The organism is Streptomyces sp. NPDC002537 (genome assembly GCF_053594975.1).
Genome location: NZ_JBSFWT010000082.1, coordinates 1 through 13,190 on the forward strand (window position 1 = coordinate 1; position 13,190 = coordinate 13,190).

Here is a 13,190-nt window from a genome sequence, read left to right on the forward strand (position 1 = left end):
CCTGTCCGGCTACGACCCCACCCGCCGCGTATCTCCCGAGATCGCGCTGGACGGCTGGCCCGAGCTCGAACGACTCGTGGCCGGACCCGTCTCCGCCGTCTTCGGGCCCGCCTTCCGGCCGTTGGACAGCCGGGCCCGCCGGATCCGACCGCCCGCGCCCCCGTTCCTGCTCCTGGACCGGGTCCTCGGCATCGACGCGGCACCCGCCTCGTGCGGCACGGGGACGATCTGGAGCGAGACCGAACTGCCGCCCGGGAGCTGGTTCCTCGACGCGGACGGCCGACTGCCGGCGGCCCTCCTCGCCGAGACCACCCAGGCCAACCAGGTGCTGCTGGGCTGGCTGGGCCTCGACCTCCTGCACCCCGGCGACCGGGTCTACCGCTTCCTCGGCTGCGAGGTGACCTTCCACGGCAGCCCGCCCCGCGCCGGGGAGACCCTGCGCCACGAGATCCGGGTCGAAGGGCATGCCCGGCACCGCGGCACCTTCCTCACCTCCTTCCGTGCCGACTGCCGCGTGGGCGACGAACTGCGGCTGAGCATCCGCGACGCGCGGGCCGGACTCTTCACGGACACCGAACTCGCCACCACCGAAGGCATCCGCTGGGAACCCGCCGCCGCACCACCCCCGGACGTGCCCCACGACCCGCCGCCCGCACCCCCGGCGGGCCCGCGCGGCTTCCCGGCACACTCCGTCCGCGCCTTCGCGGACGGAAGGCCGTACGACTGCTTCGGGCCGGACTGGGAGCGTGCCCGCGGCCACCGCCGCACGCCCCGCATCGACTCCGGCCTCCTGCTCGGGATCGACCGGGTCACCGTGTGGGATCCCGTCGGCGGGGTCTGGGGGCGAGGCCGGCTACGGGCGGAGGCCGACATCCGGCCCGACGCCTGGTACTTCGCCGGCCACTTCCCCAACGACCCCTGCGTGCCCGGCAGCCTGATGGTGCACGCCGCCTTCCAGGCCATGGCCTTCCACCTGGCCGCCCTCGGGCTCACCCTCGACCACGACGGCGCCCGCTTCGAACCCGTACCCGGCCGGACCGCCGTGACCCGCTGCCGCCGCCAGGCCACCCCAGCCGACCGCACCCTCACGTACGAGGTCCACGTCGCCGGCATCGTCGCGGGCCCCGAACCGGCCCTCTACGCCGACGTGCTGGTCTCCGTCGACGGTGTCCCGGCCCTCCACAGCCAGGGCCTCGCGGTACGCCTCGTCCCCGGCGATCCGCCGCCCGCGAGCCCCGGCCGAAGCGTGGCGGCCGTCGGGCTTCCCGGTGCCGCACCGCCCCCGCCCGGCGGGCCGGTCCGGGCCGAGGAGATCATCGATCCGGCCGTCGAGACCTGGGTGCACGACCACCGCCCGACCCTCACCATCCCCGTCCTGCCCATGATGTCGGTCGTCGACCGGCTCGCCGCGGCCGCCTGCGCGGCCACCGGCAGCCGACCGGAAGAGCTGTCACTGCGTTCGGTCCGGATCCGGCAATGGCTCACGCTCGACCGGCCGTTGCGGCTCGCCACGGAGGTCCGCGCGGTACCGGACGGAGCCGAGCTCACGCTGCTGCGGTGCAACGGGGCCGATCCGGCCGGCGCTCCGCTCCTCGAGCCCGCCGCCTCCGCCCGGCTCGACCTCGCCGGCACCCGGCGACGTCCCCGCCCGTTCCCCCCGCTGACCGACGCCGCGCCCGAGCCGCTGCCGTACGCGTCCGGGGCGATGTTCCACGGCCCCGCCTTCCACTACGTGACCTCCCTGCGCATCGGGTCCGCCGGCTCCACCGCGGTCCTCGACGCCGGGCACCCCGGCGTGCCGCGCGGCTGCCTCCATCAAGGGCTGCTCGACGCCGCGTTCCACATCGTCCCCTTCGGCGAACTGTGGCGCTGGGCACCGCGGACCACGGTGGGCAGCAGCGGCTACCCCTGGCGGCTGGAGACCTTCGACCTCTACGAGCCGCTGCCCGACACCGGACCGGTCACGGCCGAGGCCCGCTTCCGCGGCTGCCACCCCGACGGACCGGCCTTCCCTGTGATCGACTTCCAGCTCCGCACGGACGACCGCGTGCTCGCCGCCTTCCAGCTGGTCGCGATCCTGCTCGGCGGCACGTTCTGGGGACGCACACCACCCGCGGACCGGATGGCCTTCGCCCGGGACCGCCGCTACACGCGTGGCGCCGGGGTCTCCCGCACCGAACGGGGTGTCACCACCCTCACCCTGGCCGAGGTCCAGGCCCACGACTGGCTCCCCGGCACCGTCCAGACCCTCTACGGACTGCCCACCGGCATCCCGCTCGCCGACCACCTGGCGGCCCTCGCCGTGAAGGACCATGTCGCGCGCCTCGCCCGCGTCCACCCCTGCGCTGTGCACGTCGCTGAGGACCTGCGCAGCGCCCTCGTGACGGACGCCGCGGGCGGTCCCGGAGACCGCTACCAAGTCGCCGTCACGCACGACGGGGAGCGGGTCCGGGTTGTCACGGACGGTACGGGGTGACGGCGGCCTGCCACCGCACAGCCGTCAACGCCCGCCGCGCAGCCAGGGCGGCATCCACCGGCCGACGCGTGACGGCCAGGTCGGCGTCCACCAGTTGGCGCGTCCCGCGAGTCGCATGACGGCCGGGACGAGCAGCCCCCGTACGACCGTCGCGTCCAGCAGCGCGGCCAGCGCCAGGCCCACCCCCACGGCCTTGAGGAACACCAGCTCCGAGGTCGCCAGCGCGGCCATGACCACGGCGAGGATGAGTGCCGACCATGTGAACAGACGGGCCGTCCGGTCCACCCCGCGTACGACCGACAGCACCGTGCCGGCACCGCGGCGCCGCTCTTCCACGATGCGTGAGAGCAGGATGCACTCGTAGTCCATCGACAGGCCGAAGGCGATGCAGAAGACGACCATCGGCAGCAGGACGTCCGTGCTGTCCGTCACCGTGAAGTCGCCCACGAGCCCGCGCAGATGCCCCTCCTGGAAGACGAAGACCAGCGCCCCGAAGGTCGCGCACAGGCTGAGGGCGTTGAGCACCAGTGCCTTCAGTGCCAGTACCGGATACCGGGTGAGCGCCAGCACCAGCACGAACATCGCCACCGCGACCAGGCCGAGGGCGAACGGCAGCCGGTCCCGCACCGGCCGCTGGGCATCGGCGACCCGCGCCCCCAAACCCCCCACCCAGGCTCGGGCGGGCGCGGGCAGGGCCCGGATCCGGCGGGCGCGCTCGGCGTTCGCCGGATCCGCGGGCTCCCCACGGGCCGACACGGACAGGAACACCCCGTGCGGGGACGCGAACCGCGCGGCCTCCCGCCCGGTCCCGGTGGTACGCAGGCCACCCCGGTACGCGCCGGTCACGGTGTCCACCCGCACCACCCCGTCCACCCCTGAGATCCTGCGGGCGTAGGCGTCGAGCTCGGCACGCCGGCCCCGCGGGTCGAAGGACGGCAGCACGACCGTCGTCGCCGCCATCCCGCTCCCGGTGAAGTCCCGCCGCAGAGCCGTCCCCACGTCGGACGCGTCCGTGCGCGCCGGCAGCACGCGGTCGTCGAAGAGGCCGAACCGCGCCTGGGTGAAGGGCGCGGCCAGCAGGATCAGGAGGCAGGCCACCGGCACGCCGCCGAGCAGCGGCCGGCGCACCATCGTCCGGGCGATCCGCCCCCAACGACCCAGTGGGATCGGCCCGTCGGCCGTACCCCCGCCTGCCCCGTCCGCCCCGTTCACAGGCGCGCCCGGCTGCCCGGCCACCGGGCCGTGGCCGCGTCGCCGCCATCGTGCGAAGAGGTCGAAGCGCTCCAGCCGGTCGCCCAGCAGGGCCAGCGCGGCGGGCAGTACCACCAGGCTGCCGAGCGCCGCCATCGCCGTCACCGCCATGCCCCCGCAGCCGATCGACCGCAGGACGGGGTGGGGGAAGATCAGCAGCGTCGCCATACCCCCCGCGACGGTCGCCGCCGAGAAGGCCACCGCGCGGCCCGCTGTACGCAGCGTCGTGTGCAGCGCGGGTGCGAGCTCCGCCCCGCCCCGGCGTTCCTCGCGGTAGCGGCTGACCAGGAACAGGCAGTAGTCGATGGCCAGTCCGAAGGCGAGCGCCGTGGCGATGCTCAGCGCGTAGGCCGACACCTCGGCGAAGTCGGCCAGCCGGCGCAGCACCGCGGTGGTGCCCAGCGCGGCGAAGATCCCGACCGCGACGGGCAGCGCGGCGGCGGCCAGGGAGCCGAAGACCAGGAGCAGCAGCGTGGCGGTCACCGGCAGCACTACCAGTTCGCTGACGTGCGCGTCGTGCGAGGCCTGACGCGCCACCTCCGCCCGTACGGCCGCGTCGCCCCCCGCCGTCACCCGCAGCGGTCCCGTCCGGCCCGTCACCCGCGGCATCACCCGTTCCGCCACCTTGCCCGTCTCCAGGTCGTCGCCGTGGAACCAGGCGAGCAGCAACGCGCTGCGCCGGTCCGCCGAGCGCAGCGCGGCCGGCCGACCTTTCCAGTACGACCGGACCCGCACCACGGCCGGATCGGCGGCCAGCCGCCGCTCCAGGTCCCGTCCGGCCGTGGCGGCCGCCTTGGCGTCCACCGTCGCTCCCGGCGGACCTTCCGTACGGGCCAGCAGCACGAAGTCCGGGGTGTCCGCTCCGAAGTCGCGTCCGAGGATCCGCTCCGCGCGCAACGACTCCGCCTGCGGCGGCACCATGCCTCCCGAGGAGACCTGCTCCCCGATGTCGTGCCCGGCCAGCCCGGCGAGCACCGCCACCACGACGGCGAGCACCGCCACCAGGTGCCGGTGCCGCACGGCGAACGGGGCCCGGGGCGGGCCGCCGTCGCCGACACCGGTCAGGGGCGGGACGTCACCGGTCTGCGGCGAAGCCGTCTGGGCGGGCATCTGCACTCTCCTCGCGCGGGTCGGGCAACCGGGCTGTACGGTCCGTCCCTTTACTTCGGCCGCACAGCGCCCCGACTGAGTCCGCGAAACGAGTGGACCGGCGGGCGCCGGACGGCGAAAGGGTGAACCGGCCCGCCCTGCCACGGCACCCGCGTGAGGGGCCCAAGGGGGCTACAGGAATCACCCGCGAGGTGATGCTGGACCTGGCCGCCCAGGACGGCATCGAGCCGCCCGAGCCGCACCACCATGCCGCCCGGCTCCGCGATCCAATGCAGCCCCGTTTCCCTTGGCCAAAGAGATCAGGGCACCCCCCGGCAACGCGGCATGCGGGCCGTCATATGACGCGGTGGAGGGTTTCGGGGGTGAGGTCGGCGAGCGTGGGGTAGCCGTCGGTGGCCATGATCAGGTCGGCTTCGGCGAGGAACGAGCGGAGCACGTGGACGATGCCGTCGGTGCCGCCGAGGGCGAGGCCGTAGGCGTACGGGCGGCCGATGCCGACAGCGGTGGCGCCCAGGGCTATGGCCTTGACCACGTCGGCGCCGCTGCGGACGCCGGAGTCGAACAGGACGGGCAGACCGTCGGCGGCCTCGACGACGGCGGGCAGCGTGTCGAGGGCGGGGAGCCCGCCGTTGGCCTGCCGGCCGCCGTGGTTGGAGCAGTAGACGCCGTCCACGCCCGCGTCCCTGGCCCGGCGGACGTCCTCGGGATGGCAGATGCCTTTGACGATCAGCGGCAGGCTGGTCAGGGAACGCAGCCAGGGCAGGTCGTTCCAGGTGAGGGGGTTGCCGAAGAGCTGGGCCCAGAGGAGGGCCGCGGCCCGCGGGTCCTCCTCCGGCGTGCGCTCCAGCCGGGCGCGGAAGACGGGATCGCTGGTGTAGTTGGCCAGGCAGTGGCCGCGCAGCTGGGGGAAGTTGGCGGTGGCCAGGTCGCGGGGGCGCCAGCCTGTGATCCAGGTGTCCAGGGTGACCACGATGCCCTTGTAGCCCGCCTGCCCCGCACGGCGGACGAGGCTCGCAGCGAGTTCCCGGTCGGTGGGGGTGTAGAGCTGGAAGAAGCCCGGAGTGTCCCCGAACTCGGCGGCGACCCGTTCCATCGGGTCGACGGAGAGCGTGGAGGCGATCATCGGCACGCCGGTGCGCGCGGCGGCCCGCGCGGCGGCCAGGTCACCGTGCCCGTCCTGGGCGCACAGGCCGATCACTCCGACCGGCGCCATGAACACCGGTGAGGACAGCCGCGTCCCGAACAGTTCCACGGACAGATCGCGCTCCGCGGCACCGACGAACATCCGGGGAACGAGTCCCCAGCGGTCGAAGGCGGCCACGTTGGCCCGCTGGGTGCGTTCGTCGCCCGCGCCCCCTGCGACGTACGACCACATCGAGGAGGGCAGCGCCGACCGCGCCTTGTCCTCCAGCTCCGCGAAGCCCATCGGGAAGCGCGGTACGACGCCGCTCAACCCGTTGAAGTAGATCTCGTTCTGGTAGGAGCCGAACGGCTGATCCATGCCCTGTCCCCTTCCCCTCGCGTACCTGGCCACAGTGCGATACCGGCTGACGGCGACCACGGCGGTGCCTTCCCCGCCCACCACCAGACATCCCCAGCCCATCCAGGCGCTCCATCTTCCACCCGTGCGCCCGGGACGTCGACCAGGCCACCCGCCGCCAAGGCTCCCGGAGGCTGCGGAGATCAGGGAGTGTTCAAAGAGCTCTGTGGGCTATTTCGCTACTTGTTCGGCTTGTTCGGCTTGGTCGGCTTCTTGCGCTTCCCCCTGCGCGTGGCGCGTGCCGACTTCCCCGGATCGGAGGTTCGCGCTGTCGCGGGACAGCCGCCTGTCGATCGCCCAGACAGCCAGCGCGCAGGCCGCGAATCCGGCCCCGAGGAGACTGGAGCCCGCCCAGCCGTGGGCGGTGAAGACGGCGGTGGTCGCGGCTGCGCCGAGGGCGGAACCGAGCGAGTAGAAGACCATGTAGCTGCCGATGACGCTGCTGATGCGATCCGGATTCGCGGTGGTGAGCAGGTGCTGGTTGCTCACATGCACGGCCTGGACCGCGAAGTCGAGAACCACGATTCCGATGACGAGCAGCCACAGTGCCCACGGCAACTGCCCGGCCGCTGCCCACGAAAGGATGAGCAGGACGAGCGCGAGACCGGTGACCGGAGCCGCCCACCCCGCGTCCGCCCACCGCCCCGCACGCGCCGCGCCGAGTGCGCCGGCGAGTCCGGCGATGCCGAACAGTCCGATCCGGCTCTCGCTCAGGTGCCACGGCGCGTCCGCCAGCGGCAGGGACAGTCCGCTCCACAGGGTTCCGAACGACGCGAACAAGAAGAACGCGATGAGCCCGCGTGTCAGGAAGAGGCGCTGCTTGAACAGTCCGCCGAGCGAGACGACGGGCCTGTATCCCGCAGTTCGGCCGGGGCGCTCCTCCGACGGCAGTACGGCGAGGACGAGGGCCGCGAGCCCGAGTGACAGCACCGCGAGCACGGCATAGACGGCCCGCCAGCTCCATACCTGGGCGAGCGTGCCGGTGACGACCCGCGCGCCCAGGATGCCGACCACAACGCCCGAGGTCACGACACCGATGTTCCGTCCGCGTTCAGCAGGTGGCGAGACCGATGCGGCGTAGGCCACCGTGGTCTGCACCACGACCGCGAACACCCCGGCCACCGCGAGCCCCACCAACGCCATCCACGCGGCCGACGCCAGGGCCGTCAGGATCATGCCCACTGCGGTGATGGCCAAATGCGCGGCGATGAGTCGGCGCCTGTCGACCACATCGCCGAGCGGAACCAGCAGCAACAGCCCTGCGATGTAGCCGAATTGGCCGGCCGCGACGATCCACCCGGTGAGTTCCGCGGGCACACCGAGATCGCGTCCCATCGGCTCCAGAATCGGCTGCGCCGCATAGATGCTCGCCACAGCGACACCACACACCACCGCGAGCAGTAATCGCCGCCACACGTTCATCGCACTCCCCAATCAGTAGCACATTGCAACCGATTTGACCGTACGGCATGATGGTTTCAATCTGCAACCCATTGGGAGGTGTCATGTCGCGCACCACCATGCGCGCCCCGAACCCCGACTGGACCGACCCCGACTGCCCCGTCGCCCGCACGCTCGACCTCGTCGGCGACAGGTGGAGCCTTCTCGTCATCCGCGACGCGATGGACGGGGCACGGTCGTTCACCGAGTTCCAGCGACGCACCGGCATCGCCCGCAATATCCTCACCGACCGCCTCCGCAAGCTCACCGCTCACGGACTCCTCGCCCAGCGCACCGCGCCATCGGGCCGCCGCCAGGAATACGTGCTCACCGACGCCGGCCGCGACCTCTTCCCGGTCATCCTCACCCTGCGGCAGTGGGGAGAACGCCACGCCTTCGCCCCCGGCGAGACCCACTCCATCCTTGTCGACCAGCACGGCACCCCCGTGCCGGAAATCGCGCCGACCGGCGCCGACGGCACCCCCCTCGACACCGACACCACCCGCGTACAGAAGCCCTGACAGAAAACGGACCCCGGCACGAACTCGCCACGAGGGGCCACCGCGCGGCCGCCTACGTCCGTTCCGCCGCCGAGGAGCCGGCCCTGTTCGACATCACCTTCAACGCGGGCCTCGACAAATCCAGGTTCGCCGAGTCGGGCGACTCCAGAGGAAGCGATTGTCGTGGCTATGCCAAAAATTAACCTCCGGCGTCTACCCGCGTAAACCACGACGGTCGCATCATGGGCCGTGCGCGCCCCCGGGCGCCCCGCAAGCCCCCCACTGCCCGTGCACACGACCGGAGTCCGGCATGCCCTTACCCCTCACTGCCCGTCAGGCCGCCCTCTCGGCAGGCGCCCTGCTGCTGTCCTCGATATCCGTCCTGGCCGCCCCCGGCGCCGCCCAGGCCGCCACCCCCGCCACGTACTCCCTGCTGGTCTTTCCCGACCAAGGCCGCACCGCCGTCTACGATTTCATCGGATCGGCCGCCAAGTCGGTGGACGTCACGATGTACGAGTTGCGCGACACCAAGGTCGTCAGCGCGCTGGTGAGCCGCGAGAAGGCCGGTGTGAAGGTCCGCGTCGTCCTCGACGCCAAGCGCACCGCGGTGAACGGCTCGGCCTACCGCGCCCTGAAGTCCGCCGGCGTGGGCGTGGTGTACTCCTCCTCCGACTACGTCTTCACCCATCAGAAGACCATCACCGTGGACGGCGCCAAGTCGCTGATCCTGACGGGGAACCTGGACTCGACGTACTACGCGAGCAGCCGCGACTACGGCGTCTTCGACACGGACGCCGCCGACGTCACAGCCATAGAGAAGGTCTTCGACGCGGACTTCGCCAAGACCTCGGTCACCCCGTCCGACGGCGACGACCTGGTCTGGTCGCCCACCGACTCGGAGTCGCACCTGCTGGAACTGATCAACGGCGCCCAGCACTCCCTGGACCTGGAGCAGTTGGAGTTCGGCGACAGCACCCTGGTGGACGCGGTGGCCGCGGCGGCGAACCGCGGCGTGGCGGTCAGGGTCGTCGGCATGAACCCCGGCAGCTACGGCAGCTACTTCGACCAGGTCAAGGAGGCCGGCGGCAAGGTCGTCACCTTCTCCTCGACCGAAGGTCTCTACATCCACGCCAAGGCGGTCGTCGCCGACCGCGGCACCCCGACGGCGAAGGTCTTCGCGGGTTCGGAGAACTTCTCCGACAACTCGCTCAACAACAACCGCGAGCTGGGTCTGATCGTCAACAGCCCGGACGTGCTGAACGGCATAGAGACCACGTTCGCGAAGGACTTCACGGACGGGACACCGTACGACGACGTGTCCGGTGAGTCGTGAGAGTTCATACATGGGACATCCGTGATTTGCCCGTACGTCCATCCGCGATGTTGATCTTTGTGGCCGGTACATCGTTCACCGGAAGGGCAGGGTTGATGTCTGTCAGGAAGTCCCGTATCGCCGCGCTCGTCGCGCTGGCGGCGGTCGCGTTGCCGACCGCGTCGCTGGGCACTGCCGTCACGGCGCAGGCCGCTTCGGGCCGGGCCGCCGTGCCCGGTTACCAGACGTGGCAGGCCGACGTGAAGGAAGCCGTGGCCCCCGCGATCCCGTGGCTGCGGGACCGTGCCGGCGGGGGTGGGGACAAGCCGGCCATCGTGCTGGACATCGACAACACCGCGCTGGAGACGTACTACCACCCGGGGCAGGCCGACAAGCCGGTGCTCAAGGTCGCTCAGTGGGCGAACGAGCACAACGTGGCCGTGCTGTTCGTCACCGCCCGCACCTCCTCGTCCTCCGCCCGGCAGCAGTTGGAGGACGCCGACTACCCGGTGGACGCCGTCTGCACGCGCGAGCACGGCGAGAGCAAGGGCGAGGGCAAGGCACGCTGCCGGGAGGAACTCACCGAGGACGGCTACACGATCACCGCCAACATCGGCAACCGCTCCACCGATTTCGAGGGCGGCTACTACGAGAAGGGCTTCAAGCTGCCCGACTACGACGGCCAGCTCTCCTGAGCCGGTGACACGCGGTCCGTCGGCGCCGTGGCCCGCTGCGCGAGGCGGGCCCAGGCGTTCCGGTCGTAGGGGCAGCGGCAGGTCGACCGCGTCGGCGTGGCGTCGCTGCCCGTATGCCACGAGGGCCCGGCTCACCGGCAGCCCGATCCCGGCGGTCATCGGGACGTTGGAGAGCCCCGGGTCGGCATCCCGCAACCACGCCTCCCGGTCGCGGATGAGCCGTTCGGCGTCGGAGATGCGGTCGGCCCCGACGTAGGCCATGACGGCGTGGACGTCGTTGAAGGCGTAGCAGGCACCGTCATGGCGTGCGCCCAGGCATCGGCCAGTACGGGCCAGCGGTGCTCGCCGCATTGATCGACCAGGGCCGGCTGGAGGTCCCGATCGCCAGGGTCTACCCGTTGGACGACGTGCGTGACGCCTTCCGCGAACTGGAGCGGCAGCACACCCGGGGCAAGATCGTGCTGAAACCCTGAGGCCGGCAACCCTGGGGCCGGCGGCCTGCTCTCCTCCCCCGTCGTCTCCGCACCGCCGACGGCTCGGGACGCCCGGCGCGGAGTCAGCGTGTGCTGGTGGCGCGGGCGGCCCGGCGCAGACGGGCACGCGCCGGGTCGCGCGGGGGGTGGGTGGCCGCCGGAGCGGACTTGTCGGGATCGCGCCGCACGAACAGGGTCACGGTGACGCCCTCGGTGAACCCGTTGCGGCGCATCAAGGACGCCGACGCCTGGTTGCTGGATTCCACATCGGTGATGATCCGGGAGGCACCGGCCGCGAAGAGGGCGTCACAGCACCGTTCCACGAGCACGCTCGCGACACCCTTGCCCCGCGCCCGTTCGTCCAGCGCGATCCACTCGAGGTAGCCCCAGTCCTCGCGCTCGTCGTAGGAGAGCGATCCGAGCACGAAGCCGAGCAGCCCTTCGTCGTCCACCGCGACCCAGCACGCTTCCGGCTGCGCGTCCCAGTGCACGGCGACCGTGGACAGCGACCACGAGGTGTACGGCATCGCGTTCACGTCGTACGCGCGGTAACCGAGGTTCAGAACGCCGTCCAGGTGGGACAGCTGCATGGGAATGATATCGACTTGCTCCATAGGCGAATCCTGACATAAGGCCGCATTCCCCCTGGCGGGGCGCGGCCGACGGTTCGTCATGCACCGGTGCGGGCGTGGCCGCACCGGTGCATGACGGGAACCCGGCCCGGCCCGGGTCTCGGCTACTTGCTGATGGCGAAGCGCATCAGGTCCTGCTCATCCCCCTGCTTGATCTTCCCGGTCTCGTTGATCACCTGGAGTTTCCAGCCCGCGCCGACCCGTACCGCCTTGGCCACGGCGCAACCGTTGTCGTTGGTGAGCAGGCTCGGCCAGATGTCGGCGACCTGCTGGCTGCTGCCCCCCGTCGCGTCGTACACCTTGAAGCTGATGTTCCGCGCCTTCTGGAAGGAACTCTGCTTCTTGTACGCGGCGGCTATGAACACGATGGCCGTGACATTGGACGGCACCCGGTCGAACTCCACGGTCACCGTCTCGTCGTCACCGTCCCCGTGCCCGGTCTGATTGTCCCCACTGTGCACCAGTGAGCCGTTGCCCATCGGGTCCAGCGAGTCGAGGCCGGCGAGGCGCACCGGGTCCGCGCCCTGCATCGCGACGGCGATCAGGTCGAGATCGGTGCCGGCCTTCCGCCGGAGCTTCCCCATCAGCCCGCCGCTGCTCCCGGCGGTCGGGTCCCAGGACACACCGATGGACAGGTGGGTCACCCCGTCCAGATCCGCGGGTCCGTCTTCCTTCGTCAGCGTAATCATGCCTAAATCCTCATGAGTAGTCAGATAGCTACCCACATAGTGTGCCTGACCCCTCGCCGGTTTGATCTCGGGTTCCTCAACGGCACGTTGTCAGTGGCCGAAGGCACAATGCGCGTATGAACCACTCTTCGCGCGCTGTGTCCCGTTCAAGCCGAAGGTCGTCGGGCTGGGTGGAGTACGGGTTGGTGCCGTGGGCCGGGCAGGGTGTGTTGCAGGCGCTACTGGGCGGCATGATCACCTGGGCCGGCACGCAGACGGTCGCGCAGCCAGACGCGGATTGGTTGTCGCACGGCGGTCACACTTCTCCGCCGCCATCCGTCAGTGCAGTGACAGCAACGTGAAAGCCCAAAAGGAGATTGGTCATGGAAGCACGTTCGATCACTGCCGAGGTTCCTATGACGCCGCGGATGGCCGACGATCCTCAGGAGCTCGTTCCCGAGTTGGCGGAGGTGTCGGCGGCGCTGTTCAAGGCCACCGGCAATCGGTCGGTGCCGCGGGCCACGATCAGTCTGATCCAGCTGCGGGCCGGCCAGATCGTCGGCAACACCTATCTGACCGTCCTGCACACGGGTTTCCTGCGCAAGGCCGGGGTGTCCGAGGAGCGGATCACGGCGGTGGCGTCCTGGTGGGACGCGCCGTACTTCACCGGTGCCGAGCGTGCCGCGCTGGCGTTGGTGGAAGCCGTGTTCCAGCCCGCTTCGCACGGCGAGAGGGTCTCCGACGAGTTGTACGCCCAGGTGTCCGAGCACTATGACGCCAAGGCACTCGCCACCCTGATGATCGCCATCGGGCAGGTCGGTTTCTTCATCCCCGTGGCCCTCATCGCCAAGCCGGTCCCCGGCCGGTCGTTCACCGACCCCTGGAAGTAAGCCCACCGGGCCAACCCGTAGAGGCCACCGCCGTACATGGGGCGGCCGGGCCGGCCCAGGGGGTGGGGCGTCGTCCCGGGCGCGCACCGTCTTTCGCGCGCCCGGACTCGGCGACGCCCCGGGCATCGTCGATGCGCGGACCGAACCTGCTCGCCCGCTCACAGCCTTCTGCGACACTTCTCGGCCATTTGGAATCTCAGGAG

Annotated in this window: 10 protein-coding genes and 1 pseudogene; 6 read left to right on the top strand and 5 right to left on the bottom strand. The window is 71.3% G+C overall.

Annotation, left to right across the window (positions count from 1 at the left end; all coding sequences use genetic code 11):
- A pseudogene (locus tag ACWD4A_RS28395) lies at positions 1-2,476 on the top strand (hypothetical protein); the annotation flags it as partial.
- 24 nt (positions 2,477-2,500) lie between these two features.
- On the opposite strand, the gene ACWD4A_RS28400 reads toward ACWD4A_RS28395, so the two are convergent.
- The 3 genes from ACWD4A_RS28400 to ACWD4A_RS28410 all read right to left on the bottom strand — a co-directional run bounded on the left by ACWD4A_RS28400 (position 2,501) and on the right by ACWD4A_RS28410 (position 7,799).
- The gene (locus ACWD4A_RS28400; RefSeq protein ID WP_451198265.1) at positions 2,501-4,837 is read right to left on the bottom strand and encodes an MMPL family transporter; all 2,337 of its coding nucleotides are present in this window, start codon (positions 4,835-4,837) and stop codon (positions 2,501-2,503) included.
- 334 nt (positions 4,838-5,171) lie between these two features.
- Positions 5,172-6,338 (bottom strand): alpha-hydroxy-acid oxidizing protein, encoded by a 1,167-nt coding sequence (locus tag ACWD4A_RS28405; RefSeq protein WP_451198266.1) that lies wholly within the window; start codon positions 6,336-6,338, stop codon positions 5,172-5,174.
- Between the two features lie 210 nt (positions 6,339-6,548).
- Complete coding sequence (locus ACWD4A_RS28410; RefSeq protein ID WP_451198268.1) at positions 6,549-7,799, bottom strand: MFS transporter; 1,251 nt, start codon at positions 7,797-7,799, stop codon at positions 6,549-6,551.
- A gap of 83 nt (positions 7,800-7,882) precedes the next feature.
- Here ACWD4A_RS28410 and ACWD4A_RS28415 point away from each other — a divergent pair, with 83 nt between their 5' ends.
- From ACWD4A_RS28415 to ACWD4A_RS28430, 4 genes are all read left to right on the top strand, one after another.
- Positions 7,883-8,338 carry a winged helix-turn-helix transcriptional regulator gene (locus ACWD4A_RS28415; RefSeq protein ID WP_451198269.1) on the top strand — a complete coding sequence of 152 codons (456 nt, stop codon included), beginning with the start codon at positions 7,883-7,885 and terminating at the stop codon, positions 8,336-8,338.
- Positions 8,339-8,627: 289 nt separating this feature from the next.
- Positions 8,628-9,650, top strand: coding sequence for a phospholipase D-like domain-containing protein (locus tag ACWD4A_RS28420; protein ID WP_451198271.1), 1,023 nt, complete (start codon positions 8,628-8,630; stop codon positions 9,648-9,650).
- Between the two features lie 95 nt (positions 9,651-9,745).
- On the top strand, positions 9,746-10,324 hold the full coding sequence (locus ACWD4A_RS28425) for an HAD family acid phosphatase (protein WP_451198273.1): 579 nt from the start codon (positions 9,746-9,748) through the stop codon (positions 10,322-10,324).
- Positions 10,325-10,629: 305 nt separating this feature from the next.
- Positions 10,630-10,797 (top strand): zinc-binding dehydrogenase, encoded by a 168-nt coding sequence (locus ACWD4A_RS28430; RefSeq protein ID WP_451198274.1) that lies wholly within the window; start codon positions 10,630-10,632, stop codon positions 10,795-10,797.
- Positions 10,798-10,880: 83 nt separating this feature from the next.
- On the opposite strand, the gene ACWD4A_RS28435 is transcribed toward ACWD4A_RS28430, so the two are convergent.
- Positions 10,881-11,411, bottom strand: a complete 531-nt coding sequence (locus tag ACWD4A_RS28435) for a GNAT family N-acetyltransferase (RefSeq protein WP_451198276.1) — start codon at positions 11,409-11,411, stop codon at positions 10,881-10,883.
- Positions 11,412-11,533: 122 nt separating this feature from the next.
- Entirely contained in the window at positions 11,534-12,118 is a 585-nt protein-coding gene (locus ACWD4A_RS28440) for a TerD family protein (protein WP_451198278.1), read from the bottom strand.
- A gap of 362 nt (positions 12,119-12,480) precedes the next feature.
- Between ACWD4A_RS28440 and ACWD4A_RS28445 the strand changes: the two genes are divergently transcribed.
- Positions 12,481-12,987 (top strand): carboxymuconolactone decarboxylase family protein, encoded by a 507-nt coding sequence (locus tag ACWD4A_RS28445; protein WP_451198279.1) that lies wholly within the window; start codon positions 12,481-12,483, stop codon positions 12,985-12,987.
- Positions 12,988-13,190 lie beyond the last annotated feature (203 nt).

Bases quoted from the DNA above. Each gene is read 5' to 3' on its own strand.
- ACWD4A_RS28400 (WP_451198265.1), bottom strand. From the start codon at position 4,837: ATGCCCGCCCAGACGGCTTCGCCGCAGACCGGTGACGTCCCGCCCCTG.
- ACWD4A_RS28405 (WP_451198266.1), bottom strand. From the start codon at position 6,338: ATGGATCAGCCGTTCGGCTCCTACCAGAACGAGATCTACTTCAACGGG.
- ACWD4A_RS28410 (WP_451198268.1), bottom strand. From the start codon at position 7,799: ATGAACGTGTGGCGGCGATTACTGCTCGCGGTGGTGTGTGGTGTCGCT.
- ACWD4A_RS28415 (WP_451198269.1), top strand. From the start codon at position 7,883: ATGTCGCGCACCACCATGCGCGCCCCGAACCCCGACTGGACCGACCCC.
- ACWD4A_RS28420 (WP_451198271.1), top strand. From the start codon at position 8,628: ATGCCCTTACCCCTCACTGCCCGTCAGGCCGCCCTCTCGGCAGGCGCC.
- ACWD4A_RS28425 (WP_451198273.1), top strand. From the start codon at position 9,746: ATGTCTGTCAGGAAGTCCCGTATCGCCGCGCTCGTCGCGCTGGCGGCG.
- ACWD4A_RS28435 (WP_451198276.1), bottom strand. From the start codon at position 11,411: ATGGAGCAAGTCGATATCATTCCCATGCAGCTGTCCCACCTGGACGGC.
- ACWD4A_RS28440 (WP_451198278.1), bottom strand. From the start codon at position 12,118: ATGATTACGCTGACGAAGGAAGACGGACCCGCGGATCTGGACGGGGTG.
- ACWD4A_RS28445 (WP_451198279.1), top strand. From the start codon at position 12,481: ATGGAAGCACGTTCGATCACTGCCGAGGTTCCTATGACGCCGCGGATG.